We start from the raw sequence: 26597 nt of genomic DNA on the forward strand, positions 1-26597 counted from the left end.
ACCTCCCCTTCTTAGATCACTTTGGATTCGTGGCGCAAGGCTTGCACTAATTCCGAGACCTGCTGGGCAAGCTCGCCTTGGAGAATGCGTCCGGCTTGACGCTCAGGCGGCAGCGTCAAGGCGAGCCGCGACGTCTTGGCGACAGCTGATGCAGCGCCGTCGATATCATCCAGCGATAAGTGCCGGAACGGCTTTTTCTTCGCCTTCATAATGCCCGGCAGGGAAGGATAGCGCGGCTCGTTCAAGCCCTGCTGCGCCGTGAAGAGGGCAGGGAGCGGAACTTCGATCACCTCGATGTCGCCTTCCGCATCGCGGTGCGCAACCGCTGTGCTCCCGGTTATTTCAAGCTTCGTAATTGACGCCGCGTGCGGCAGATCGAGCAGGGAGGCAAGCCGGATGGCTACTTGGCCGGCGCCGTTGTCTACCGAGAAGTTGCCGCCTAGCAGCAGGTCGTAAGCTTCGCTGCGCAAATAATGCGCCAATATTTCGGCAACCTCGAACTCATCGCCTTGAATGCGCTCATCCGAAATGAGTACGGCTTCGTCGGCTCCCATGGCGAGCGCGGTGCGCAGCGCCTCAGCTGTGCGTTCGGGTCCGACGGACAGCAGCGTCACTTTCCCTCCGAATTCGTCCCGCAGCTGGATAGCCTGCTCGACGGCGTATTCATCGTACGGATTAATCACGAATTTGGCGCCATCCTCTTGAACGGCTCCATCTTGCAGGACAATTCGCTCTTCTGTATCGAACGTTTGCTTCAATAACACAAAAATGTCCATAGCCAAGCTCCTTCCTGAATATACATAGTATACGGACGCTTAAGACTCGATGCCTTTCATGAAGAAGTTAACGGTGGGGCCGACTTGAGCGGTTAACGAATACTTCTGCCCGGAGATGAGCCAAGAAGTCACGACTTCGTCCATACCGCCGAAGATCAGCAGTCTGACGAGCTTCACATCGATATCGGCACGGAAGCTTCCGTCGCGCTTGCCTCTTTCTAATATATTTTCGATCAGGATAATATATCTCTTGAGTGCTTGGCCGATCTCTTGACGAAGCTCCAGATCGCTCTGTCTAAGCTCGATTTGCGTAAGGAAAGCCAGATTGACATTGGCCTCCAGTTCGCCGAAGTGAATTTCGCAAACCTTCCGCAGGGCTTCCTTCGCCGTCATTTCTTCCGTAACGCCTTGGTTGAACTTCTCTACAAGCTCGCCTAATTTCTCTTGAAACAAGCCGGTCAGAATATCCTCCTTCTTCTTGAAATATAAGTAGATGGTTCCGTCGGCCACCCCGGCCTCCTTGGCAATTCGGGATACTTGTGATTTGTGAAAACCGTATTCGGCGAACACTTTCAGCGCGCCTTCGAGGATAGCGTAATACTTGTCTGGTTTTTTGCTACTTGTCAAGGAGATCACCTCGGTGTTAAGATACTGATATCGGTGAATGAATACTCATTCATTTTTTGTATTCTCATCATAAAATACGCCGTACGCCTTGTCAACGACTTATTCAGCCTAAGAAGCAAGTAAGAAAGTTAGCCGGCTTACACCATGCAGATAAGCATTTTTCAGACTCTGGCAATAGAGGAATATGGAACTTGCTTTTTTACGTTGTCTGCATGTAAGCGCTATCTTCATTGGTTAAGGAGGTACTCTATGATTGCTTCGCTCGTTCAGTTCGTATTGTTTCTGGCGGTTACGGGATGTGCTCTGTACTTGTTCTGGAGGGTCGTATATCACCGCTATTTGTACATTCAGCTCGGGAAAGAAGTGAATTTGAAGCAGGAAGCGAAAGCCCGGCTGAAGGAATTCGCCGTCCAAGTGTTCGGACAGACGAAGCTGCTGAAGGATAGGAAGAGCGGGATCATGCATATCATCATCTTTTACGGCTTTCTTATTCTGCAGTTAGGTGCACTCGATCTCATTCTGAAAGGATTAATCGGCCGTGGTTTGCCGCTTCCGGGCTACGACTATTTCACATTCATTCAAGAAGTGACGGTTGCTTTGATTGTGCTGGCCATGGGGTACGCCACATACCGCCGGTATATCGAGAAACTGAAGAGGCTGAAGCGCGGATGGAAGCCGAGTATCGTCGTTTTCTTTATTTTCTTCCTCATGCTTTCCGTCGTGGTGAGCGGTGGCTTCGAGCGGGTACGCGAAGGGGCCGGCATTTCAAGGTTCGCCCCTATTTCCTCGGTCTTCGCCGTCCTTTTCAGCGGATTGTCGCATACGGGCGCAACGATCGGTTTCTATGCGAGCTGGTGGATGCATCTGCTGATCCTTCTGGCCTTCCTGGTCTATGTGCCGCAGTCCAAACATTTTCATATCCTGACAGCTCCGCTTAATATATGGCTTCGTCGCACGGAGCCTGTCGGGAAGCTGGCGTCTCTGCAATTGGAGGATGAGGATGCGGAATCGTTCGGCGTCGGGAAAATCGAAGATTTCACCCGGAAGCAGATGCTTGATTTCTATTCCTGTGTCGAATGCGGGCGATGCACAAGTATGTGCCCGGCCCATACGACAGGCAAGCTGCTTTCCCCGATGCATTTGATCACGAAGCTGCGCGATCATCTGACGGAGAAGGGCGCCGCCATCACGTCGAAATCGCCGTGGGTGCCTGCTGCGGCCTTCGCAGCAAGCAGCGGACACAATCCGCTGGAGGTGGAATTGATCGGCGGTGTGATCACCGAAGAGGAGCTGTGGGCTTGTACGACCTGCCGTAATTGCGAGGATCAGTGCCCCGTAGGCAACGAACATGTGGATAAAATTATTGATTTGCGCCGTTATCTGGTACTGACTCAGGGCATCATGCCGCATGACGGCCAGCGCGCGCTGCAAAATATCGAACGCCAGGGCAATCCGTGGGGAATAAGCCGCAACGATCGCGTCAAATGGGTGAAGGAAGTTGATCCCCATAACGAGCTCAATGTTCGTACTGTGAAGGAAAATCCTCAGTTCGACTATTTATTTTTCTTGGGGTCGATGGGGGCTTACGATAACCGCAGCCGCAAAATTACGCATGCCTTCGTGAAGCTGATGAATGAAGCCGGCATCTCCTTTGCGATACTCGGCAATGAGGAGAAAAACTCCGGCGATACGCCCCGCCGCATGGGGAACGAATTCTTGTTCCAGCAGCTCTGTGCCGACAATATCGCCACTTTCCGGAAGTATAAGGTTCGCAAGATCGTTACGACCTGTCCGCACACCTACCATATTTTCAAAAATGAGTACCCCGAATTCGGGTTGGATGCCGAAGTGTTTCACCATACGGAGCTGCTCGATGCATGGCTGAAGGAAGGGCGTCTGAAGCCGCAGTATGACGTGCCGGAACGCATTACGTATCACGATTCCTGTTATTTGGGCCGCTACAACGAAGTCTATGAGGAGCCTCGCCGCATCTTACGTGCGATTCCAGGCGTGGAGCTTCTCGAGCAGGCGCGTTCCCGGGAGAACAGCATGTGCTGCGGAGCTGGCGGCGGCATGATGTGGATGGAGGAGACGGCCGGCACGCGCGTCAATATCGCCCGCACCGAACAGCTGTTAAGCGTGAAACCGACTGTTATTTCATCCGCATGTCCTTATTGTTTGACGATGGTGGAGGACGGGACGAAGATGAAGGAGGTTGGGGACGAAGTCAAAGCGCGGGATATCGCTGAAATTCTGGCTCTCTCGGTATTCGGCGGAGCCTAAGTCTGAATAATTCATGTAGGAGGATGATCCATATGACAAAGATTCGTTCTGCTGCCGTCATCGGCTCCGGTGTGATGGGCTCCGGCATTGCCGCCCATTTGGCTAACGCAGGTATCCCCGTGCTGCTGCTCGATATCGTACCGGCAGCGCTTCTGCCGCAAGAAGAAGGAGCGGGGCTGACGCTGGAGCATCCGAAGGTGCGCAACCGGCTTGCAGTCAGTGCGCTGGATAAGCTCAAGAAGACGAACCCTGCAACCCTGTACAGTGAAGAGTTCGCCCAACGGATTACACCCGGCAATCTGGAGGACGATTTGGCGAAGCTGAGCCAAGTTGATTGGATTATCGAGGTGATTGTCGAGAACTTGCAGGCGAAGCAGCAGCTCCTCAGCCGGATTGAGACGGTATGGAAACCTGGAACGGTCGTGAGCTCGAATACGTCGGGCATCTCCATCAATGCGATGGTTCAAAATGCGGGTGATGCATTCAAGAAGCATTTTCTCGGGACTCACTTTTTCAATCCCCCTCGTTACATGAAATTGTTGGAAATAATCCCCAGTGAAAAGACGGATCCGGCCATTGTCGCCTATATGACGGAATTTTGTGAGAAGAAGCTGGGCAAAGGCGTCGTGCAGGCGAAAGATACGCCGAATTTCATAGCTAACCGGATCGGAACTTACGGGCTGCTCGTAACGCTGAGGGAAATGGCGGCCGGCGGATATTCCGTCGAAGAAGTGGATGCTGTAACCGGTCCGGCGATGGGCCGTCCGAAGAGCGCCACGTTCCGAACATTGGATCTGGTCGGCTTAGACACCTTCGTGCATGTGGCCGGCAATGTGTTCGATCTGGTGGATGATCCGCAAGAGAAGGAAATCTTCAACTCGCCGGACATGTTGCGGAGCATGGTGGCCAAAGGCTGGATCGGGGAGAAAGCGGGCCAAGGGTTTTATAAGAAAGTCAAGTCTGAATCTGGAAAAGTAATCCAGGCGCTTGATTTGAACACGATGGGTTATACGCCGAGCCGCAAAATCTCGTCGGCTTCCCTGGAAGCGGCGAAGCAGGCGAAAGGAACGAGAGCGAAGCTGAAAGCGCTGCTGGGTGCGAAGGACCGGTACTCCGAACTGGCGTGGAACATTCTGAAGCCTGTGCTCCTGTACGCTGCGGAGAAGCTGGATGAGATCGCGGACTCCATCGCTGAGATCGATAACGCACTCAAGTGGGGCTTTAACTGGGATCTGGGGCCGTTCGAGACCTGGGATGCGATCGGTCTGAAGCACTCCGTGGAACGAATGGAAGCGGAAGGCAGCAAGGTGCCGGAGTGGGTGAAAGCTTGGATTGCGTCCGGCCATGATAGCTTCTACCGGCAAGAAGAGGGGCGGAGCTTCTACTACTTGAAAAACGAATATCGCGGCGTCGAAACCCGGCCGGAGCACATCTCGCTGGCGGCGCTCAAACAGCAAAATAAAATCATACGGTCGAACAGCGGCGCGAACTTGATCGATATCGGCGACGGTGTCGCTTGCCTGGAATTTCAATCGCCGAACAATGCCATCGGAGGCGACATCCTCACGATGATTCAGCACAGCGTGGACGAGGTCCGCCGTAATTACCGCGGGCTTGTGGTCGCCAATGAAGGCAAGAACTTCTGCGTCGGCGCCAACTTGATGCTGCTCTTGATGGAAGCGCAGGACGAGGAGTGGGATGAAGTGGACGGCATCATCCGCTTGTTCCAGAATGCGATGATGAAGCTGAAAGGGTTGGAGAAGCCAGTCGTTGCCGCACCGCACAAAATGACGCTCGGCGGCGGTGTCGAAGCGTGTATGCCGGCAGATCAAATTATTTTCGCGTCGGAAACCTATTACGGTCTCGTTGAGGTTGGAGTCGGCTTAATTCCGGCAGGCGGCGGCTGCAAAGAATTGGCGCTGCGGGCCAGCTCGCAGGTGCGCGATCCGGAGGTCGATCTGCAGCCGTGGATCAACGCCAGCTTCGAAACGGTGGCGATGGCGAAGGTATCCGCAAGCGGTCACGATACCAAACGGCTCGGGTTCATGCGGCCGCAGGATACCGTCGTAATCAATCCGGATTACCGGATCTATGAAGCCAAGCAAGCCGTTCTACGCATGGATGCGGCAGGCTACACGCCGCCTGCGCAGGAGAAAATTCGTGTTGTCGGCGAGAATGGCAAAGCCGTTATGCAAGTGGGCGCCTACACGATGAAGCAGGGCGGTTACGCCAGCGATCACGATGTGCTGATTGCGAATAAACTTGCGCACGTGCTGGCCGGCGGCAATGTGCCTGCCGGGACGCTCGTGACGGAACAGTATCTGCTCGATCTGGAGCGGGAAGCCTTCCTCAGCCTGTGTGGGGAGCCGAAGACGCAGCAGCGCATGCAATATATGCTGTCCAATGGTAAGCCGCTGCGCAACTAAATCGTGAGTTGAACGATAGCGTAAGCCCAACTCTAATCCTTGAGGTGAATGACGATGAAGGAAGCAGTCATTGTATCGATAACGCGTACCGCCGTCGGCCGTGCGAAGAAAGGCAGCTTCGCTCAAACGAGAGCGGAGGATCTCGGCAAAGCCGTATTGGAGGAGGCCGTGCGCAGGGCGCCGGGACTCGAGAAAGGCGATGTCGACGACATCATTATCGGCTGTGCGATGCCGGAGGGCGAGCAAGGGCTGAACTTCGCCCGTACGATGGCGCTCTATGCAGGCTTCCCGGTGACCGTACCGGCGATCACGGTCAACCGGTTCTGCTCCTCCGGGCTGCAGGCCATCGCTTATGCGGCGGAGCGCATCATGCTGGGCCACGCGGAGGTGATTATCGCCGGAGGCGTAGAGAGCATGAGCCACGTCCCGATGACGGGCTTCAAGCTCTCGCCGCATCCGCGGCTGGTTGAAACGATGCCCGAGGTGTACATGGGCATGGGGCATACGGCCGAAGCCGTGGCGGAGCGCTTTGGGGTTACGCGCGAGGCGCAGGATCTCTTCGCCACGCGAAGCCATCAGAAGGCGGCGGCTGCGATCGCCGCCGGCAAGTTCGTGGATGAGATCGTGCCGGTGGCGACGAGCGTGAAGGGGTTTGACGAACGCGGCGGAGCGTTTGAGCGTTCGTATGTGTTTGCCGTGGATGAGGGCGTGCGCCCGGATACATCCGTGGAAGGTCTTGCCAAGCTGAAGCCTGCGTTCAGCTTGAACGGCACGGTGACGGCGGGCAACGCGTCACAGACGTCGGACGGCGCAGCGGCAGCCGTGCTGATGAGCCGTGAGCGCGCGGAGGCGCTGGGGCTGAAGCCGCTGGCGACGTTCAAGGCGTTCGCGCTTTCCGGCGTGGAGCCGGAAATTATGGGTGTGGGCCCGGTGAAGGCGATTCCGAAGGCTTTGAAAATGGCCGGGATCTCCCTGGACCAGGTGGATCTGTTCGAAATTAACGAAGCGTTCGCCTCGCAATGCGTGCAGATCATTCGCGAGCTCGGCTTGAACGAAGAGCGGGTGAACGTGAATGGAGGGGCGATTGCGCTCGGGCATCCGCTGGGGTGTACCGGCGCGAAGCTGACGACGAGCTTGATCTACGAGCTGCAGCGCCGGGGCGGCGGATATGGCGTCGTCTCCATGTGTATCGGAGGCGGTATGGGGGCAGCGGGCGTCTTTCAGGTGCACGCTTAGGTAGGATGGTCCGAACCGCGGCTGAGTTCGTTTGGCACATCCGCACACGTAACGGGAAATTCTCCTGTTAATTGGCTGATTCGGCAGTGTATTTACACTCGTAACAGGAAAATCTCCCGCTAATAAGGCGTTTTTGACTCTCGTTAAGACTGAAATGCATTGAATTAACGGGAGAAATTCCAGTTGCTAATAGGTGTTCATGCCGTTTCAGCAAAAATAACGGTATAAATTCCAGTTTATCATCGGCGAGCGAAGTTTTGCTTGGCATGGATCGGGAGATGTCCCTAACGGTGTGGTGTTTTGGCACATGTCACAGGAAATTCTCCCGCTAATACCGCGTTTGCCATCAAACGTCTCACGCACGTCTCACGCATTAATTAACCCTTGTCCAATTCATTCGAAGGAGCGATGAAGCATGTCAGAGAAAGTCGTTGGCGGCAGTTTTGTAATATCGGATACGGACTTCAATCAGATCGTAACGCCCGAGGATTTTACCGAAGAGCACCGGATGATTGCGGATACGACGCGGGATTTCGTAGCGGGCGAGGTGCTGCCGGTAGATGAGCATCTGGAGAAGCTCGATTACGATTTGACGGTCAAGCTGATGCGAAGTGCCGGGGAGCTGGGGCTGCTCGGTGCGGATGTACCGGAATTATACGGCGGGCTTGGGTTGGATAAAATCAGTTCGACGATCATTAGCGAAAATTTGGCGAAGGCCTCGTCTTTCGCGCTTTCGATCGGTGCGCATGTCGGAATCGGCACGCTGCCGATCGTCTTCTTCGGTACGCAGGAGCAGAAGAAGAAGTACTTGCCGGATCTGGCCACAGGCGCCAAAATCGCAGCGTACTGTTTGACGGAGCCAACGAGCGGTTCGGACGCGTTGGGCGCGAAAACGACGGCTCGGCTGAGCGAGGATGGCCGGCATTATGTGTTAAACGGCTCGAAATTGTACATTACGAATGCCGGGTTCGCCGATATTTTCATCGTATATGCCAAAATTAACGGAACCGACTTCACCGCCTTTATTTTGGAGAAAGGGACGCCAGGCTTCACGATGGGGCCGGAGGAGAAGAAGATGGGGATCAAGGGCTCGTCGACGCGTCCGCTCTATTTCGAAGACGTCCGCGTTCCGGTAGAGAATTTGCTCGGTGAGATCGGCAAAGGCCATCTGATTGCGTTCAATATATTGAATATTGGCCGTTACAAATTGGCTACAGGATGTCTGGGAGCGGCCAAGGAAACGATTGAGCTTGCGGCCAAATATGCGAATACGCGTCAGCAGTTCAATACGCCGATCTCGAAGTTCCCGCTCATCGGCAAAAAGTTGGCCGAAATGAACATTCAAACCTACATGCTCGAAAGCATGGTGTATAGAACGACAGGGCTGATGGACGCCATCCTGAAGGATATCGATCATACAAGTCCGGATGCGGGCAAGGTGTCTGCGAAAGGCATTTCCGAATACGCGTTGGAATGTTCGATCAATAAAGTATTCGCTTCCGAGGTGCTCGATTTCGTCGCCGATGAAGGCGTACAAATTCATGGCGGCTACGGCTTCATCCAAGAGTATAAAGTGGAGCGGATTTACCGGGATTCGCGGATTAACCGCATTTTCGAAGGAACGAATGAAATTAACCGTCTGCTTATCCCCGGTACGTTGGTGAAGAAAGCGATGAAGGGCGAACTGCCTTTGCTGCAAAAAGCCGGGGCGCTGCAAGCGGAGCTCCTGTCGATCGTTCCGGGCCAGACGTTTGACGGCACACTGGAAGAAGAGGCTCATCTCATTGCGATGGCTAAGAAAATTTTTCTCATGGTTGGCGGTCTTGCCGTCCAGAAATACGGTGCCGCTCTGGAAAAAAACCAAGAGATTCTGAGTAACTTGGCCGATATCATGATTCAAATTTTTGCGGCGGAAAGCGGTCTTCTGCGGACGAAGAAAGGGATTGCCAGAACCGGGGAGGACAAAGCGAGAAATGCCATTCAGATGACAGCGGTATACGTACACGAGGCTTTTGACAAAATTGAGGCATACGCGAAGGAAGCGCTAAGTACGATGGAAGAAGGAGATGTTCTTCGGACTCAATTGTCGATTTTGAAAAAGCTCACAAGACGCAGCGCTTTGAATACGGTCGGACTCAAGCGCGACATCGCCGCACGTGTTATTCAGGGAGAGAAGTTTATCGTCTAGTCATCCGTGTGAAGAACCTGAGGGGGATGGTTTTGTATGAGCGAAGCAAAGCCTTGGCTGCGTCACTATCCGGAGGAAGTGGCGCCGACTTACGAATACCCTAAGCACAATCTTGCACGCTTGTTGGTGGATTCCGCACAGAAGCATCCGGACCGGCCTGCTTTATATTTTATGGGTACAACGCTGCGGTACCGGGAGTTGCTCGAGGCGTCGTACCGTTTTGCCGATGGATTGAAACAGCTGGGTGTGCTGCCGGGGGAACGGGTCTCCATTATGCTGCCGAACTGTCCTTCCGCTATAATCGCTTATTTCGGCACGCTGATGATGGGCGGTATCGTCGTGATGACGAATCCGCTGTATGTGGAGAGGGAGCTGATTCATCAGCTCTCCGATTCCGGCGCGAGAATTATCGTTACGCTTGATCTGTTGTTTGACCGTGTGCAGAAGGCGAAAGCGAGAACGCCGATACAGTACATCATCGTGACTTCGATTAAGGACTATTTGCCTTTTCCCAAAAATGTATTGTATCCGATCAAGATGAAAAAAGACGGAGTCAAGCTCGATGTCGATTATGGGGGGGAAGGCGTATATGCCTTCAAAAGGTTGCTGCGGAGCGCTTCGCCAAATCCGGTTTGTGTGGATGTGAATGCCGATGAAGATATCGCCCTTCTGCAATATACGGGGGGAACGACCGGCATATCCAAAGGTGTCATGCTGACGCATACGAATTTGATCGCGAATACGTACCAAACGACCAAATGGTGCTACCGGATTCAGACGGGCGCCGAAAGATTCCTGGGGGCGATTCCGTGCTTTCACGTTTTCGGTTTGACGGTGCTGCTCAACCAATCCATGCTGCAGGCGGGCATGCTGATTCTGATTCCGAAGTTCGATATCGCTACGATTCTGGATACTATAAATAAAATGAAGCCGACGATTTTTCCCGGAGCGCCGACGATGTATATCGCCATTATTAATCATAAACGGGTGAAGGCTGTAGACATTTCTTCTATTAATATATGTGTAAGCGGTTCAGCGCCTCTGCCTTTGGAAGTTCAAGAGAAGTTCGAGGCGTTGACCGGCGGGAAGCTGATCGAAGGCTACGGGTTAACGGAAGCGTCACCGGTTACGCATGCCAATCCGATCTGGGGCTATCGCAAAATCGGTTCGATCGGGATCCCGCTGCCGGACACAACGGCCAAAGTGGTCGATGTGAATTCCGGCGAGGAACTGCCGGTGGGTGAAATCGGCGAGCTGCTTATCAAAGGTCCACAGGTGATGAAAGGATATTGGCAGCGCGAGCAGGAGACGGCTATGACGATCCGCGACGGCTGGCTGTATACCGGGGATATGGGCCGGATGGATGAGGAAGGGTTTTTCTCCATCGTTGACCGGAAGAAAGATTTGATCATTGCCGGAGGATACAATATATATCCCCGTGAGATTGAAGAAGTGCTGTTCGAGCATCCCGCTATTATGGAAGCTGCGGTTGCCGGCGTGCCGGACGAATATCGCGGGGAAACGGTGAAAGCTTTCATCGTGCTGAAGCCAGGCATGTCTTTAACGGAGAAGGAGCTTGAGCTCTGGTGCCGGGAGCGTCTCGCCGCGTTCAAAGTGCCGCGCAAGGTTGAATTTCGCCAATCGCTGCCGAAGACGATGATTGGCAAGGTACTGCGCAGGCAATTACTAGAAGAGGAAGCGAATAAATCGTAATCAACTCTTCTTGTTAGACCACATAAGGGTTAGCCCTTTACAAGGAGAGTGGAGGGGGAACCTATGGATGATGTTCAAGAGAGTGTGAATCGAAGGTTGCGGCAGCTCGCAGCGGCAGCGGAGCCTACGTTCTGGGGCTTCCTGGGCTGTGAGTTTGTTGGTTTGCAGGACGGTATCATCACGATTGCTTTGGAGGCAAAACCGCATCATTTGAACCCGATCGGGATTGTTCATGGAGGCGTGCTGTCTTCGCTGCTGGATAATGCAATGGGGATTGTTGTCATGATGGCAAGACCTGAAGACAAGATTGTAACGACGAATCTGAACGTTCACTTTGTCGCACCGCTGTACGAGGGCAGGTTGACGGTAACTGCGGAGCTCGTTCACCAATCCCGCAAGATGATCACGGCGCAAGGGCGGGTGACGGATCGGGAAGGGAATCTGGGGACGATGGGAACGGGGACGTTCCGGGTGATTTGAACATTCGTATGAGTGAAAGAGGGGCATGCTCATTAGCATGGCTCTTTTTATTGTTCATATATGTCAGATAATATAACATCGTAGTACGATATAGACATAAAAAGTTCAAGAAAATTCGATTTATGTTATATTAGTTGACACAAATCCATTGACGCGCTCGGCGCTATCATCCTATAATCGTGAAAAAGGCTTAAGGGAGGAAGCGCGATGCATCTTACCATTCGTGAAGCATTAACCATCTATCCTTTAACAGAAGCGAAGCTCGTCGCCGGCAAGGAAGGGGATTCCCGCATCGTCAAATCCGTCAATGTCATGGATGCGCCAGACATCGCCGATTGGACGAAATCCGGTGAGATGCTGTTCACCACCGCTTTCGCCATGAAGGATAGCCCGCAGGAAACGGTCAACTTACTGCGCAAATTGAATGACCGCGGAGCTGCCGGTCTCGGGATCAAGCTGGGGCGGTTCTGGACGGAGCTGCCGAAGGTTGTCGCCGAAGAAGCGGACCGGCTGCATTTTCCAATTATCGAAATGCCGTACCAATTCACGTTTTCCGATCAAATGAATGCGCTGTTCAATGCGGAATACCGGCGCAATACGAAGATGCTGCAAACCGTGCTCGACAAACAAACGAAGCTGATGCAATTCGGCTTGAAACAAGAGAGCATGGAGGCCATGTTTCGGTTAATAAGCCAAATCCTTGGTTATCCGATGGCTGTCATAGGTTCGAGAGGGCAGCTTCTCTACAATACAAGCGCTTGGAAGCAAGAGCAGCTGGCCCAGAATTGGCCGAAACGCAAAGCAGGCTGGGTCTATGCAGGCAAAGATCGGGCGTACCGGGTCGGACTGTATCAGCAGGACGAAGAGCTGCTGGGGCATTTGCTCATCATGCCGGAAGTCGTGCTGTTAGCCAACGTAGAGGAAGGGTTGTTCCAGCAGGCTGCGGACATCTTGACCTTTCACATGAGCTACACATTCCGGTCCCACGTCGAAGCTTCCGTCGAGCGCGAAATGTGTAATACCCTCCTAAGGTACCTGGAGAAAGGAACCTCGCTGGAGGCGTTTCTGGAACAGGCTGAGACGAGGGGGCTGTCGCTCTTTACCGGGAATTATCAATGTGTCATGGTGAGGAACCAATCGGATGCTCTGACGGATGAGGGGCGTGCCGGGAAAATGAAACGGCTGAAGCATTATATGGAGTCCCATCCGAAATCAAATGCTTTGCGGGCGAACCATTTTGTCCTCAAGGATCATCTGTTTGCGATCTATTCCTCTCAACAAGCCGACGGATTCCCGGAAGAGGAATTATGCCAGCTGCTGACCAAATATGCGGCAGACGCGGGCTGTCTGGAAGAAGCGGGTGAATTAACGTTCTACACGAGCCAGGCCAAATCCAAACCGACGGCGCTGCGGGAAGCTTACATGGAATGCATGGAGACGATGCGGATGGCCGCCCGGTTCGAGGTGTCAGACCGTGTTGTTCATTATGAAACGATAGAATTCGCACATCTCTTCCAGCATGTATCGTCCAGCGCCATGGAAGACTATTGTGCCAAAGTGCTGCGCCCGCTCTTGGAGAAAGACGCCGAATACTCCCAGGAAATGATACGCACATTAGAGGTATTCATTCGCAATGACGGCCAAGTGAGCGAAGCGGCCAAGCAATTATTCATCCATCGAAATACGGTCACCTATCGTCTGGAGAAGATCTCCGACCTGCTGCAAGTGGATTTCAAGAAAGTGAACGATTTGTTGAAATTAAAAGCCGTATTTTTATTCCGCCAATTCCTGCATGTGCGTCAATAAATAAGCAAGCCCTGAGCGCTGTCGGAGCGTTTCAGGGCTTTTGCCTTTCCAGGGTGATGACGGTAATTTCGGGTCTGCACAAGAAACGCAGCGGCAGTGTGGTCGTGCCGATGCCCCGGTTCGTGTAAACGAGCATGCTGGAATTGGGCACTTGATTGAGTCCCACGACATAGTGCCGCCCTTGCGGCGGGGTCAGCAGGGCGCCTGCAACGGGCAGGCGGATCTGTCCGCCATGCGTGTGCCCGGAAAGCTGCAGGTCGATGGGATACCCGGTCACTTCATTCGCATAATCGGGGCAGTGCGAGAGCAGGAGTGTAAACATTTGCGGGTTGGAGCCGCTCAGCGTTGTCACGATATCCGGTTTGGCGGTAAGCCGGTCTTTGACGCCTGCCAGTTGGATGGATTGGCTTTTGTAGGTAATGGTTTGATACGCATTCTGAAGCGTCCGGAAGCCGCCATCTTCCAGAATCGGCAGCGTGTAATTTATATCGATCCATTTGTCATGATTGCCGAGAACCGCCCATTTGCCGAGCGGCGCCTCGATGGAGGCGAGCAGCTTGCTTGTCAAAGCGGAGTCTTCAGTAATGGCGGCGTCGAACAAATCACCGGTGAAGGTGATGATGTCCGCCTTCTCCGCGTTAATAAGCGTAACAAGCTGTTCCAGGTCCGCGAGATTGAAAAAGTGGCCGATATGCGTATCGCTGAATTGCAAAACTTTCAGCCCGTGGAATGCGTTGGGCAGCCGTGCGAAGGAAAGGGGAAATCTAGTAACCTCGTACCATCTCGGTTCGATGAAGCCGGCGTAGCTGCCGGTTAACCCGCCGGATGCCAGCAATGCGCCGGCAAGCGCCGCTCCTTTTTTGAGAAACTTGCGTCTTGACATTGTGGGAGGTGAATTCATGAATGCCTCCTATTCTATAGGCTATTGGTTGTCCTAATTATACCAGTAGATTCATAGTGAACGCGAATTGTGCGGCCATCGCATTTGCAATCATTCCTCTATTAATTTATAATCATTATAATTTAATGCGAGGAGATGTTGATATGCCAGCATGGAAAGAGCTAACCACTGTTGATCAATGGCAGGAGGTTTTGGATCGGTCCGCCGACAAGCCGACGGTCGTTCTGAAGCACAGTACAGCATGTCCGGTGAGCGCCAGTGCGCTTGAAGAATATGATGAGTATTTGGCCGGGAAACCGAACGGCGATGTCGATTATTATTTGGTGAAAGTGATCGAGTCCCGCCCGGTATCCAATCAAATTGCGGAGGATCTGGGAATTAAGCACGCATCGCCGCAAATTCTTTATTTCAAAAATAAAGAGTCCATCTGGAACACTTCGCACTGGTCCGTTACTACCAAACATATTACTGCCGTCTTGGATTAATCAAGCCAAACCGGATAAGCCTTGAGTCGTCACCCTTTCGTTAGGGAATGGCTCAAGGCTTTTATTCTGCCATGCTGTAATGCCGTAATTGAACAGTGTTTAAAAAAGGTTGGCAAGCCGTTCATCCTCCTATATAATAATTTGGCAGTAACAGGTATCTAAGCAGCAAGGAGTTATGCAACATGAATGCAATGAATAGAACCAAAGTCCCCATTCCGGTATTTTTGCTGATTGGCATTATCGCCATCTCGTTTTCCGCCATTTTTGTCAGATGGAGCGATGCACCGGCCTCGGTCACCGCGATGTACCGCCTGCTGATGACAAATGTATTAATGCTGCCCTTTCTATGGAACTATCGCTCGGAGATAGCTAGCATCCGATTGAGAGATTGGCTGCGAACGGCGGCATCGGGCATTGCCCTGGGGCTGCATTTCTTGTTCTGGATGGATTCCCTGCGCTTTACGACAGTGGCAAGCTCGACGGCGATTCTGACGTTAGAACCGATTTTCGTCCTGCTCGGAGCTTTCCTTCTCTACGGCCAGCGAACAAGCCGCGCGGCTTTCTTCGCGATGTGCGTAGCTATCGTCGGTGCGATCTGCATCGGCTGGGGAGATTTCAGGTTCTCGGGCGATGCGCTCAAAGGGGATTTGTTGTCCTTAATCGGTACGATTGCGGTTGCGCTGCATATGCTCTTGGGCAAAAGTTTGAGGGAACGCATCTCGGCCTTCGTCTACAGCTTCTCGGTTTTTCTGTTCGCAGGGCTAGTACTAGCCGTCACGAACGTGGCAACCGGCGTATCCTTCACCGCATATCCGGCTAAGGAGTGGGGCGTATTTCTGCTGCTTGCAATCGTCCCTACGGTATTCGGGCACTACGTGTTCAATTGGCTGCTGAAGTATATGAAAGCTTCTACCGTCTCGATGACCGTGCTCGGCGAGCCGCTTGGCGCTTCGCTACTCGCTTATTTTCTGCTTGGCGAGAAGATTACCTTGATTCAGCTTGCGGCAGGCTGCATATTGCTGATTGGGGTTGGGATGTTTTTGCGCAGCAACGAGAAACAGTAAAATTTTTTTGGTTTAATTGAACAAAGGTAAATAAGATGTGCAAGGCGGCAGGGTTGATCTATGGAGGGATAATGTGAGATTTCGTGATTTTCATCGCAATGTACGATTAAGAATCGGTCTTTCCTTTGTATCCGGCACCGCCAACAATATGGTTCTCCCTTTCATGTCCATCTATTTCTCCGGGCGATTAGGGGATACGAGCGCAGGACTCGTCGTCATTCTCGGCATTCTGGCCGGTGTCATGGCCGGTATCGTCGGCGGTTATTACGCAGACCGGATTGGCCGGAAGAGGCTGATGCTGACCGCGGAAGCGGGATGGATGCTCTGTTTCATCGGAATGGCCGCCTCCAATTCGCCGTGGATGACATCGCCATGGATCACGTTCGTGCTGATGATTGGCGTCAGTATGTTCTGGGGGATCCATGGGCCGGCCAATGATGCTATGCTGCTGGACGTTACGGCTCCTAACGAACGTAAATTCATGTATGCGATCATGTACTGGATCAACAATTTATCGTTCGCAATCTCGGGAATCGCAGGAGCTTTTCTGTTTAAGTCGTATTTATTCGAACTGTTCGTCGGCTTAGCTGTAATTGGTCTAATCACGCTGATAATTACTTATCTCTGGATCGATGAAGTCTATGAGCCGAAGGTTGTTAAGGAAGAGAAAGGCAATCGCAAGATGGAGTCGTCCATGTTATCCAATTATGTGCAAGTATTCCGGGACAAGACGTTTATGATTTTTACGGCGGCGTCTTTGCTGCTTGTCTCCGTGGAGTTTCACCTCGGGAACTATGTCGGCGTCAGGTTGGAGAAAGAAATGGTCCATGCGCCGTTCCTTCCATGGCTGGAATCGTCCTGGACGGTTGACGGGCTCCAAATGCTGGGCTTTATCCGTACGGAAAATACCGTGCTTGTCGTCGTTCTTTCTGTCTTCATGACCGTTATAATGAAGAGATTTGCGGACAGTAAAGTGCTGTTTATCGGATATGCCTGCTATATTCTCGGCTATAGTTACTTGGCTTACAGCAACCAGCCGTCGCTGCTGATGATAGCCATGTTCATCGCAACGGTCGGGGAGCTCATGTATGTGCCGATTAAACAAGCCTATCTGGGCAATATTGCGCCAGACCATGCCAGAAGCTCTTATATGGCCCTATTCGGTATGGTATACAAAGGGGCAATGCTGCTCGGAGGGTTCGGCGTTATTCTCGGCGGCATCGCTGCTTCGTGGATGATGGCTCTGCTGATCGGTCTCAGCGGCTTCGCAGGCATGGGCATGTTCTATGCCATCCTTGCGAAGCTGGAGGAGCGCAAGACGAAAGCGGAGCGGAGCCATCAAGCGGCAGAAGCTGCTGCGGCTTCGGGGGCGAGTATTACCGCGTAAAGCAAAATAGGCACAATCCACTCATTATGAGGAGATTGTGCCGCTTTTGATTTGTGGCCGCTGACCGTGAATAAGCTCTATTTCGCCGTTGCGGCAAACTCCGCTTTGATCTTCTGGAGCAGCTCGGGCGAGATCAACACTTCATAGGCTGTAGAAGCGAGTGCCTTGGCCGTGAACAGCATCGCGTCCAATGCAGGCTCCTGCAAAGCCAAATCGCGGAATTCCTTCGTATGCAGCATGTGCTTCTCGCCGACAACTTTCACGAAGGGGTGAATGGTCGGACACTGGATGGATACGTTGCCCAAATCCAGCGAGCCGTGATCCTTGCCGGTTTCGATCGCTTCCGGACGGACCCCCATCTCTGTCAGCTGCTGCGAGAACACCTGAGACAGAGTTTCATTCGTACGCAGCTCGTCATACGAGAACTCATAATTGGACGTCTTAAGCGTACATCCGGATTGGAGTGCGGCGCCTTCGGCGCAGCGAAGCACCTTCTGCACGAGCTCGTTCGTATAAGTTCGCGAAGCGGAACGGATATAGAATTGGGCGACGGCATAGTCCGGAATAATATTCGGCGCCTTGCCGCCTTCGCTGACGATGCCGTGGATACGCGCGTCCGATTTGAGCTGCTGGCGCAGCGCGTTAATGGAATTGAACAGCTGGATGACGGCATCCAACGCGTTGATGCCTTCGTACGGCTGAGCCGCGGCATGCGCCGGACGTCCGAAGAATTCATATTGGATGGCATCCATCGCCAGCGATTCGCCGGATTTCTCGTAGGTGTAGTAAGGATGCGCCATCAAGGCGATATCCACATCGCGGAATAATCCTGCTTCGGCCATCGGCACCTTGGCGCCCTTGGTCTCTTCCGCCGGAGTCCCGTACACGCGAATGCTCCCGCCGGTCTCGGAGATGACCGATTGAAGCCCGACGGCCGCACCGATACTCATCATACAGATGAGATGATGCCCGCACGCGTGGCCCAGCTCCGGCAATGCATCGTATTCGGCTAAGAACGCGACGACAGGCCCGGGTTTGCCGGAATCGTAGGTCGCGATGAAGGAAGTGGCGATATCTAATACCCCTCGTTCAACCTGGAAACCGTGGTATTCCAGTTCCTCGGTCAGGCGGGCGGCAGCTTGAAATTCTTCATGCCCGAGCTCCGGGTTCGCTCCGATGAAACTGGAGATGGCTTTGAATCTGCCGGCATGGGCATCGATGGTTTGGAAAATGGTAGATTTCATATTTCGCTTAACTCCTTTATGGAATAGGACATATCTCCATTGTAGTATAAAGGTGGGCAAACTACCACTTGATGCGTTCCTGGGTTACAATAAAGACAGGCAATTCCTGATGAAAATTTGATGCAGCGGGGAGGAATAATCAGATGATGAAATATGGAGATGAGCACGCTGAACACCGGTTTACGCTGTCCTTTGCGGAGCGGGAGAGCCGGGGGCAGTGGCTCGACATCTTCCTGGACATTCACAAAGAAGCGGATGAAATGTTTCCGGAGGATTTGGTCGACCCGTCCGTTCTTGTCATTTGCAACTCGCAAGGGGACATCGTGCAGATCGTTCTGCATGACGAAGGCTGCGATTGTGAGTTTCAATTCACATACGCAGAGAAAGCGCAGATCGAGAAATTCGTTCAAGAGCATGTAAACGTATAAAAAACGAGCATGCGCCGCTCTTCCCAAACTAGGCGTTTATGCATATACTATCCTACGTCAGGCTTTAGGGAGAGGATAGCAATGGCTAAGACCATCAATTATTTGGCATTTGGCGACTCGCTGACCGTTGGTTTCGGAGCGCCGGCAGGCCTTGGATTCGTGGACATCTTTCGGCTGAAGGTCGAGCAGGAGCTGAACCATCCGGTACATTTGATCCAAGCGGGTACGAACGGTGCCACAACCTCCGAGCTGCTCCAAACGATGGAGTCCGACCCGCAAATTCAGCAGGATATCCGCAGCGCGGATATCATTACGATGACAGCCGGCGGCAACGACTTGATCCAAGCGGCTATTCCCTTTTTTTACCAAAACGATCCTGGGTTCCTGAAAGCGGCACTTCAAACCTACGAAGCGAATTACAAAAAGATAATGCTGCAGATTGAGGCGCTTCGGCAGGGCGTACAGACTCCATACTTAATGGCTTTAGTCGGCTTGTATAATCCGTTGCCTCAGGTACCGGATGCAGCCTACTGGGTGCAGCGGTTTAATTTGTTCCTGCGTAAATTGGAGCAGCCGCATATTGTTGTCGTGCAAGTGTACGACTCTTTCGTCGGGCAGAATACCCGCTACTTGGCGGACGATGCGATTCACCCGAATGAGTTGGGATACGGCGAACTCGCGCGTCAGGTGGAGAAAGCGGTTACTCCTCAACACCTGCGGCAGTTCGTTACAACCTCATGACATGATGACATATCCGATAATAGAAAAGAAATGACAGGCGCTACCGGCCAGTACGAAAATATGCCATATGGCATGGTGATAAGGGATGCGCCTCCATACATAGAAGATCGATCCGAATGTATATAGAAGCCCCCCGGCGACGAGCCATACGATACCTCCGAGAGGCAGGTTGGTGTACAGCGGCTTGAAGGCAACGACGATGAGCCAGCCCATCAAAATGTAGCAAAGCGTCGAAATCAGTATAAATCGTTTCACGAAAAAGATTTTGAGCACGATTCCCGCAAGTGCCAGTCCCCAGATGACGCCGAAAAAGGTCCAACCCAAAGGTCCGCGCAGTGTAACCAGCAAATATGGCGTATAGGTGCCGGCAATCAGGACATAGATGGCAGAATGATCGAGCAGTTCGAACACATCCTTAACCTTCGGATGTCTAACGCTGTGCAGCAAGGTTGAGCACGTATACAGGATAACGAGTGCAGCTCCGAACACGCTGAAGCTGACGAGATGCCAAGCGTTTCCATGCAGATTGGCCTGAATCACGAGCAGAATTAGCGCCGCGATGCTTAATAGAACGCCGATTCCGTGGGAGATGGCGTTAGCTTTCTCTTCTTTGACGGAATATTCCAACTGAAATCCCTTCTTTCCTTCTGAAATAACAACTCCTTATAGATTGGACGATGCGAATATGTTTTTACCTTCATTTCAATTACAAAATAAAATTGCAATTGTCACCGGTGCCGGCAGAGGCATCGGCAGGGCGCTAGCCATCGGCCTTGCGGAAGCGGGAGCGGATGTGGCGCTTTTTGCCCGCACGGCAAGCGATTTGGAGAGCGTTGCCGGCGAAATTCGCGCCCTGGGCAGACAAGCTTATCCTTTCCGGGTCGACGTCACAAGCAGGGAACAGATTGATGAGGCCGTGAAGCTGCTCGTCGAACAGACCGGACGGATCGACATTCTGATTAATAACGCCGGGATGAACATTCGCAGCCAAGCGCTGGCGGTGACGGACGAGGAATGGGATAAGATCATGCAGACGAATCTGAAATCGGCTTTCTTATGCTCCCAGATCGTCGGCGAACGGATGAAAGAGCAGGGCTACGGGCGAATCATCAATATTGCCTCCGTTGCCGGTCAGGTTGCCCTGCGCACGGGGGTTGTATACGCGGCTACCAAAGCGGCGATGATCCAAATGACCAAAGTGCTCGCTCTGGAGTGGGGCAAGTTCGGCATTCACGTGAACGGCATCGGCCCTTGGTATTTCAAGACACCGCTGACGGAAACCATTCTAGCGAATCCGGATTACTTGGCGGAGATCATTGCGCGTACGCCGCTGCGCCGTGTCGGCGAGCTGGAGGAATTGGTCGGGCCTGCCGTGTTCCTGGCTTCCGATGCAGCCAATTATATAACCGGCCAAACGTTGTTTGTCGACGGCGGTATGACCATCTATGGCTTCTAAGCCTTAAGCTGTGTCCATTTGCATCATTTTGTATGATTGAGCTTTCACGCTATATCTTATATACTGAAAGACAATCAATAGATGTAATGCGCTTTCATAGTTTGGCACATAGATGAGATAAGGTGGTAGACGCAATGCCTCGGGTGCGTATATATACAGACAGCACATGCGATTTAAGCGATGAATTGATTCAACGTAATGAAATTGAAAAGGTGCCCTTATATGTGGTGTTTGATGATCGATCCTATAAGGATGGCCTAACGATCAAGCCCGACAAGCTTTTCGAGCTCGTAGAAGCCCGCGGCAAACTGCCCCAAACGGCAGCGCCGTCCCCGGCCGATTTCGAGAGGGCGTTCGAGAAAGTCATCGCAGCCGGGGATGACATTGTCTATATCGGACTGTCCTCCGTATTATCTTCAACCATTCAGAATGCCTCGATTGCGGCTGCATCCTTTCCGGATGATAGAGTGACCGTGATAGATTCCCGGAATTTATCGACCGGTATCGGTCTTCTCGTCTTGAAAGCCGCGCAAGCGGCTAGGGACGGCAGGAGCAGCGGCGAAATCAAGGCATTGATCGAATCGCTGCGCTCCCGGATCGAAGTGGAGTTCATCATCGACACATTGGAATATTTGCACAAAGGCGGCAGATGCTCGAGCGTACAGCATTTCATCGGGAGCCTGCTGAAGATCAGGCCGGTCGTGAAGGTGATCGAAGGCGCCATGACACTAACCGACAAGGTGAGGGGCAAGCGCGAGAAAGCGCTCGCACAATTGCTGAATAATGCGCTCGCCCTCAAGGACAAGATGGACGCGGAATATTTGTTCATTACACATGCGATGGCGGCGGACGAGGCGATTTATCTCAAACAACAAATCGAACAACACACTTCTGTGAAACAAGTCTGCATAACCGAAACCGGCTGCGTGGTTTCCTCTCACTGCGGACCTCGAACGGTAGGAATCGTATTCGCCACTACTTAGGAAATGAGTGTACACCATGACGACAATCAAGATTATCACTGACAGCAGCTGCGACCTCCCCAAAATGATAGTAGACGAGCTAGGGATTTCGATCGTGCCATTGTCCGTACATTTTGGAGAGGAGTGCATGTCTCCTCACATGGACTTATGCGATTTCTACGCGAGAATGAAAACGGAAAGCGTACTGCCGAAGACTTCAAGTCCGTCACCGCAGCACTTTCTATCGAATTATTCGGATAAGGCTGGGAGAGATCAGGATATTCTTGTTATTTGTCTTTCATCCGCGATCAGCAGCACCTATCATCATGCCTTAATGGCCAAGGAACTGCTTCTGGAAGAAGGCTATCAGGGGAGCATTGAGGTAATTGATTCCAAAACAGCATCGCTTGGCTTGGGCGTTCTGGTCTATAAAGCGGCCAAATTAGCGGCGGCCGGAGCTTCCTTCGAGCAAGTGGCTTCAGCCGTACACGGTTGGATCCCCCGGACAGGCACGCTCTTCTTCCTGGACACACTGGATAACGTCATCAAAGGCGGACGCCTTGACCGGGTTCGCGGCGCCGTAGCCTCCGTGCTGAATATTAAGCTGCTCATGAAAGCTAGCGAGGAAGGCTCGATTGAAGTAACGGAGAAAATCCGCGGTACACAGCAGGCATTGAAGCGGCTGATTGCCAAAGTAGGCGAGAAGCATCACGATTACGAGCATGACGTGATTGCGGTCGCGCATAGCAACTGCGAAGAAAGAGCGCGCGAAGTGCTGCATCAGCTGCTTGAGAAGCACCCGTTCCGCAGAGTATTGTTCGCCAATATGGGAACGGTGATCGGCACGTATGCCGGCGAAGGCGGCGTGCTGATCGCTTACTAAAGAAGAAGACACCTGATCTCCGAAGGCATTGGCTGTAGCCATGCAGCTTGGGGAACCGTCAGGTGTCTTCTTTCGTTATGCGGGATATTCGGTTGTGACGATATCCGAATCGTCGGTAGCGACAAGAGGCGATAGATCGCCTGCCGCTATGAGCCACAGCTCATGCAGGGCGCGGGTGCAGCCCACATACAGCAATTTGGCATCCATCAGCGTGGCTTCGTACTGCACGGAGGTGACATCCATGAGCACAACGGCATCGAACTCCAACCCTTTGGTCAGGTACACCGGAAGCACCGAGATGCCGCCTCGGTATACACGCTGCTTGGAGGTGATGAGATTCGTCTCGATGCCTGCAGCGGCCAGTGCTTCATGAAGCTCTTCCGCTTGTTTCTCCGTTCTGGCGACGACGGCGATTGTGCTCGAGTTTCCTTGCTGCATCGTGGCGATAGCCCGGTGCAAGAGCGGCAGCCGGTCTTTCGCAGCAGTCTGCAGCACCCGGACTTTGTTGCCGCTTCGGAACACGGGCACCGCCAGCAGAGGATTCTCTACGCCTCGCTTCAGCACCAGATTGGCGAATTGGATAATTTCCATCGTGGACCGGTAGCTTCGTTCCAGCTCGAAATACCCCTGCTGCCCTTCGTCAAACAGGCTGGAAAATTCTTTCCAATCCTGGATGCCCTGGTAGGCATGAATGCCTTGCGATAAGTCGCCAAGGATCGTGAACGAGCTGTTGCGTGTGTATTGATCGAGTACGGCGACCTGGAACGGCGAGAAGTCCTGAGCTTCGTCGATGACAACATGATCGAAAATGTGCTCCGAAGGGATGCCATAGAGGCGAGCGTGTATATAGAGAAGCGGCGCGAGATCCTCAAGCTGCACTTCTTTCTTCTTGAACAGCTTCAAGGAGGAACTGACGAGCGGCTCCGGCAGTTGGCCCAGCAAATGATATGGCGTGCTGTCGGCGAACAGCGTCTTGTAGAAGCTGAAAGCCGTATGTTCAGGCCAGCCTGTTAAATACGTGCGAAGTCGTTGACCCGATTTCTTTTTCAAGTCTTTTTTTCGCGTTTGGTCCCATATCTTGTCAAGCTGCATGTCCGTCCAACGCTTGATTCGGGCTACGACCCGTTCACGGCGTTTGGCAACCGGATAATGCTTGTTCTCGACAAAGAACCAATCGCGGATCGTCGCTAGCGGCAGCTTGCTGCCTTCCCATGGAACATAATCCGCTGTCGGGATGTAGGCGGCCTCGAATTGCGTCAGGCACGAGTCCAACATCGCTTTAAAGGCAATGGAGCCTTTGAATCTTCCAGGAGCGTTATCGTCGATCGGCGGTCTTTTGCTGCCAAGAGCGAACCACGTTTGCAGTGTCAACGCCTGATCCGCCAGCTTCACTTCCTGGTCCAGCACATCCAGCGCCCAGTCGGTAAACGTGCTTTGCTGGATATTGCCCACGCCTAGTTCAGGCAGTACGCCGGAGATATAGTCGAGGAACATGGAGTTCGGGGCGAAAATGATCATCCGTTCGGCTCGGACCTGTTCACGGTATTGGTAAAGCAAATAAGCAAGGCGATGCAAGGCTACGGTTGTTTTACCGCTGCCGGCTACTCCTTGTATGATGAGGGCTGTATTTTTGGCTGCACGGATAATCCGGTCCTGTTCCGCTTGAATCGTCGAAACGATATCGCGCAGCTTGTTATCTTTGTTCTCGCCTAGCCGGTATAGCAGAAATTCATCGCCAACGGCTAAGGAATCTTCATTACGGTCGTATGTATCGACGACCCGCTGAAGAATTTGCTTTCGAACGACCAGGTTGCGCTTCAAATAAACGAGTCCTTCGATGAGGCCGTCCGGGGAGTCGTAGGACGCGGGGTCCAGACCTCCGGTGAAGGAATAGAAGAGGCTGGCTACAGGTGCACGCCAATCGATAACGAGCAGGCGGCCGGTCCGTTCGTCTTCTACGCCGGATTTCCCAATATAAAGCGGCGACGAGGCGGGGGTGCCGGATTCCTGAAAGTCAAGCCTGCCGAAATACGGTTCATCGACGGCTTTGGCCAAGTTGTGGCGGCTGTTCTCGCGGGCAACCTCCAGCGCTTGCTCTGTAAGATCCGGTCCGTAGTAGACGGGTGTAGCTCGCAGCCTTGCCAGCTGTTTGTCAATCTCGGCATTCGTTATCTCAAGCCGTTGCAGTTCTTCTTGATAGGCACTTTGAGTCTTTGTGTCCAAGATCAGTTACCTCCTAAGAGTTGATGTAGTTAGAATCGCGTATCGTATAAGCAGGTAAACAATATAACACACCTGTTAAGATATGGGAAGTGTAACCGTGTTCAGGTGTATTTGGGGTCGATGGAAAACAATGCTATAATGGACATGTACGAAATCTACTTGGAGAAGGAGCCGATCGAGATGTCCATATATGATATCGAAGTTCAGACGATTAAGGGAGAGACGCAGCCGCTTTCAGCATACAAAGGCAAGGTGTTGTTAATTGTCAATACGGCTAGCGCTTGCGGACTTACTCCTCATTACAAAGGGCTGCAAAGCTTATACGAGCAGTATCAGGACAAAGGGCTGGTTGTTTTAGGCTTCCCTTGCAATCAATTCGCCGGACAGGAGCCGGGGACGAATGAGGAAATTCAAGCTTTCTGCGAGCTGAACTATCAGGTGACATTCCCCATGTTTGCTAAAGTGGACGTGAAGGGCGAGCATGCGCATCCGTTGTTTACGTATTTGCTGAGCCATACGCCGGAGCCATACCGCACGGGTGAGATCGAATGGAATTTCGTGAAATTCCTTGTAGATGCAAGCGGTATTGTCGTGAAGCAGTACAGTGCAAGAACGGAGCCTGCAGATATTGCCGGTGATATCGAAGCTATACTTGCCTAATCCAGGAAAAAATAGTTGCAATGATGACAACCCCCCGCTATAATCAGGATAATCATGACGGTGAAGGAGACGAATCAGAATGAAATCAACAGCATGGTTCGTACAATTTCATTATTTTCATAAGCGTTAGCACATACCTGGAACGATCAGGGTGGGCTAACGCATTTCGCGTTGGCCACCCTGCGGGATAGCAAATCGCGCAGGACCATGGGTCCGGCGCGTTTTTTTATCTCGGGAGAAGGGATTGGTTAAGGTATGGGGAATGCAAATCGAGGGAACGCGAATGAAGTCGGCAGTCGTGATAACAGCTATGCATCGAGCGATGAGAGCATGAGGGTCATCCTGCTTGCGCAGGCAGCGTGCAAGCAAGCCTATCGGATGATGAGCGAACTGAAGCTGGCAGGCATTGCGGCGAGAACGGAAAGCTTGTCCGTAGAAGCCGGCAAACGGCTGGCGGATGGTCTTGGTATCCGGTTTGTCGTGGCAGTAGACGATCGGAACGGAACGAATGTGCAGCTGGCGGATCTCCATGAACACCAAGAAGGTTCCATGCCGATGGATCAAGCCATTTATGTCATTGAGAAGGTATATCCGCCTGCGGATTTTACATAAAAACAAGAACGGAGTG

General features: G+C 52.6%; 23 protein-coding genes. 17 read left to right on the top strand and 6 right to left on the bottom strand.

The window, feature by feature from the left end:
- Positions 1-11 precede the first annotated feature (11 nt).
- Positions 12-776 (bottom strand): electron transfer flavoprotein subunit beta/FixA family protein, encoded by a 765-nt coding sequence (locus J2X61_RS20340; protein WP_274468405.1) that lies wholly within the window; start codon positions 774-776, stop codon positions 12-14.
- A gap of 39 nt (positions 777-815) precedes the next feature.
- Entirely contained in the window at positions 816-1403 is a 588-nt protein-coding gene (locus J2X61_RS20345) for a fatty acid metabolism transcriptional regulator FadR (protein WP_274468406.1), read from the bottom strand.
- A gap of 249 nt (positions 1404-1652) precedes the next feature.
- Here J2X61_RS20345 and J2X61_RS20350 point away from each other — a divergent pair, with 249 nt between their 5' ends.
- From J2X61_RS20350 to J2X61_RS20380, 7 genes are all read left to right on the top strand, one after another.
- Positions 1653-3686: a (Fe-S)-binding protein gene (locus tag J2X61_RS20350; protein WP_310190071.1), complete on the top strand. Its 2034-nt coding sequence runs from the start codon at positions 1653-1655 to the stop codon at positions 3684-3686.
- Positions 3687-3718: 32 nt separating this feature from the next.
- Positions 3719-6112, top strand: a complete 2394-nt coding sequence (locus tag J2X61_RS20355) for a 3-hydroxyacyl-CoA dehydrogenase/enoyl-CoA hydratase family protein (RefSeq protein WP_310190073.1) — start codon at positions 3719-3721, stop codon at positions 6110-6112.
- Between the two features lie 54 nt (positions 6113-6166).
- Positions 6167-7348, top strand: a complete 1182-nt coding sequence (locus J2X61_RS20360; RefSeq protein WP_310190075.1) for an acetyl-CoA C-acyltransferase — start codon at positions 6167-6169, stop codon at positions 7346-7348.
- A gap of 415 nt (positions 7349-7763) precedes the next feature.
- Positions 7764-9536, top strand: a complete 1773-nt coding sequence (locus tag J2X61_RS20365; protein WP_310190077.1) for an acyl-CoA dehydrogenase family protein — start codon at positions 7764-7766, stop codon at positions 9534-9536.
- Positions 9537-9572: 36 nt separating this feature from the next.
- The gene (locus J2X61_RS20370; protein WP_274468411.1) at positions 9573-11249 is read left to right on the top strand and encodes a long-chain-fatty-acid--CoA ligase; all 1677 of its coding nucleotides are present in this window, start codon (positions 9573-9575) and stop codon (positions 11247-11249) included.
- 63 nt (positions 11250-11312) lie between these two features.
- Positions 11313-11729, top strand: coding sequence for a PaaI family thioesterase (locus J2X61_RS20375; RefSeq protein ID WP_274468412.1), 417 nt, complete (start codon positions 11313-11315; stop codon positions 11727-11729).
- A gap of 207 nt (positions 11730-11936) precedes the next feature.
- Entirely contained in the window at positions 11937-13535 is a 1599-nt protein-coding gene (locus J2X61_RS20380) for a PucR family transcriptional regulator (protein WP_310190080.1), read from the top strand.
- 31 nt (positions 13536-13566) lie between these two features.
- Here the strand turns inward: J2X61_RS20380 and J2X61_RS20385 are convergent, their stop codons facing one another.
- Entirely contained in the window at positions 13567-14418 is an 852-nt protein-coding gene (locus tag J2X61_RS20385; RefSeq protein WP_310190082.1) for a metallophosphoesterase, read from the bottom strand.
- A 161-nt stretch (positions 14419-14579) separates the two neighbouring features.
- On the opposite strand from J2X61_RS20385, the gene ytxJ reads away from it, so the two are divergent.
- The 3 genes from ytxJ (at position 14580) to J2X61_RS20400 (ending at position 17372) form a co-directional block, all read left to right on the top strand.
- Complete coding sequence (ytxJ, locus tag J2X61_RS20390; protein ID WP_274468416.1) at positions 14580-14921, top strand: bacillithiol system redox-active protein YtxJ; 342 nt, start codon at positions 14580-14582, stop codon at positions 14919-14921.
- A gap of 182 nt (positions 14922-15103) precedes the next feature.
- A complete protein-coding gene (locus J2X61_RS20395) occupies positions 15104-15985 on the top strand; it encodes a DMT family transporter (protein ID WP_310190084.1) in 882 nt (293 codons plus the stop codon).
- A gap of 73 nt (positions 15986-16058) precedes the next feature.
- On the top strand, positions 16059-17372 hold the full coding sequence (locus J2X61_RS20400) for an MDR family MFS transporter (RefSeq protein WP_310190085.1): 1314 nt from the start codon (positions 16059-16061) through the stop codon (positions 17370-17372).
- A 77-nt stretch (positions 17373-17449) separates the two neighbouring features.
- Here the strand turns inward: J2X61_RS20400 and J2X61_RS20405 are convergent, their stop codons facing one another.
- The gene (locus J2X61_RS20405; protein ID WP_310190087.1) at positions 17450-18616 is read right to left on the bottom strand and encodes a M20 family metallopeptidase; all 1167 of its coding nucleotides are present in this window, start codon (positions 18614-18616) and stop codon (positions 17450-17452) included.
- 143 nt (positions 18617-18759) lie between these two features.
- On the opposite strand from J2X61_RS20405, the gene J2X61_RS20410 reads away from it, so the two are divergent.
- Complete coding sequence (locus J2X61_RS20410; RefSeq protein ID WP_310190089.1) at positions 18760-19044, top strand: hypothetical protein; 285 nt, start codon at positions 18760-18762, stop codon at positions 19042-19044.
- Between the two features lie 81 nt (positions 19045-19125).
- Positions 19126-19785, top strand: coding sequence for a GDSL-type esterase/lipase family protein (locus J2X61_RS20415; RefSeq protein ID WP_274468422.1), 660 nt, complete (start codon positions 19126-19128; stop codon positions 19783-19785).
- Here J2X61_RS20415 and trhA read toward each other — a convergent pair.
- Positions 19780-20412 carry a PAQR family membrane homeostasis protein TrhA gene (gene trhA / locus J2X61_RS20420; RefSeq protein ID WP_310190091.1) on the bottom strand — a complete coding sequence of 211 codons (633 nt, stop codon included), beginning with the start codon at positions 20410-20412 and terminating at the stop codon, positions 19780-19782. The two genes, J2X61_RS20415 and trhA, sit on opposite strands and share 6 nt — an antisense overlap.
- Before the next feature lie 58 nt (positions 20413-20470).
- On the opposite strand from trhA, the gene J2X61_RS20425 reads away from it, so the two are divergent.
- The 3 genes from J2X61_RS20425 (at position 20471) to J2X61_RS20435 (ending at position 23086) form a co-directional block, all read left to right on the top strand.
- Positions 20471-21241 (top strand): SDR family NAD(P)-dependent oxidoreductase, encoded by a 771-nt coding sequence (locus tag J2X61_RS20425; protein WP_274468425.1) that lies wholly within the window; start codon positions 20471-20473, stop codon positions 21239-21241.
- A gap of 134 nt (positions 21242-21375) precedes the next feature.
- Positions 21376-22224, top strand: coding sequence for a DegV family protein (locus J2X61_RS20430; RefSeq protein ID WP_274468426.1), 849 nt, complete (start codon positions 21376-21378; stop codon positions 22222-22224).
- Positions 22225-22240: 16 nt separating this feature from the next.
- On the top strand, positions 22241-23086 hold the full coding sequence (locus J2X61_RS20435; RefSeq protein WP_310190093.1) for a DegV family protein: 846 nt from the start codon (positions 22241-22243) through the stop codon (positions 23084-23086).
- Positions 23087-23161: 75 nt separating this feature from the next.
- On the opposite strand, the gene J2X61_RS20440 is transcribed toward J2X61_RS20435, so the two are convergent.
- Positions 23162-25309 (bottom strand): HelD family protein, encoded by a 2148-nt coding sequence (locus J2X61_RS20440; RefSeq protein WP_274468429.1) that lies wholly within the window; start codon positions 25307-25309, stop codon positions 23162-23164.
- Positions 25310-25489: 180 nt separating this feature from the next.
- On the opposite strand from J2X61_RS20440, the gene J2X61_RS20445 reads away from it, so the two are divergent.
- Positions 25490-25969, top strand: coding sequence for a glutathione peroxidase (locus tag J2X61_RS20445; protein ID WP_274469309.1), 480 nt, complete (start codon positions 25490-25492; stop codon positions 25967-25969).
- 255 nt (positions 25970-26224) lie between these two features.
- A complete protein-coding gene (locus J2X61_RS20450; RefSeq protein ID WP_274468430.1) occupies positions 26225-26581 on the top strand; it encodes a hypothetical protein in 357 nt (118 codons plus the stop codon).
- Positions 26582-26597 lie beyond the last annotated feature (16 nt).

It is taken from the genome of Bacillus sp. 3255, from assembly GCF_031456485.1.
Classification (GTDB): domain Bacteria; phylum Bacillota; class Bacilli; order Paenibacillales; family NBRC-103111; genus Paenibacillus_E.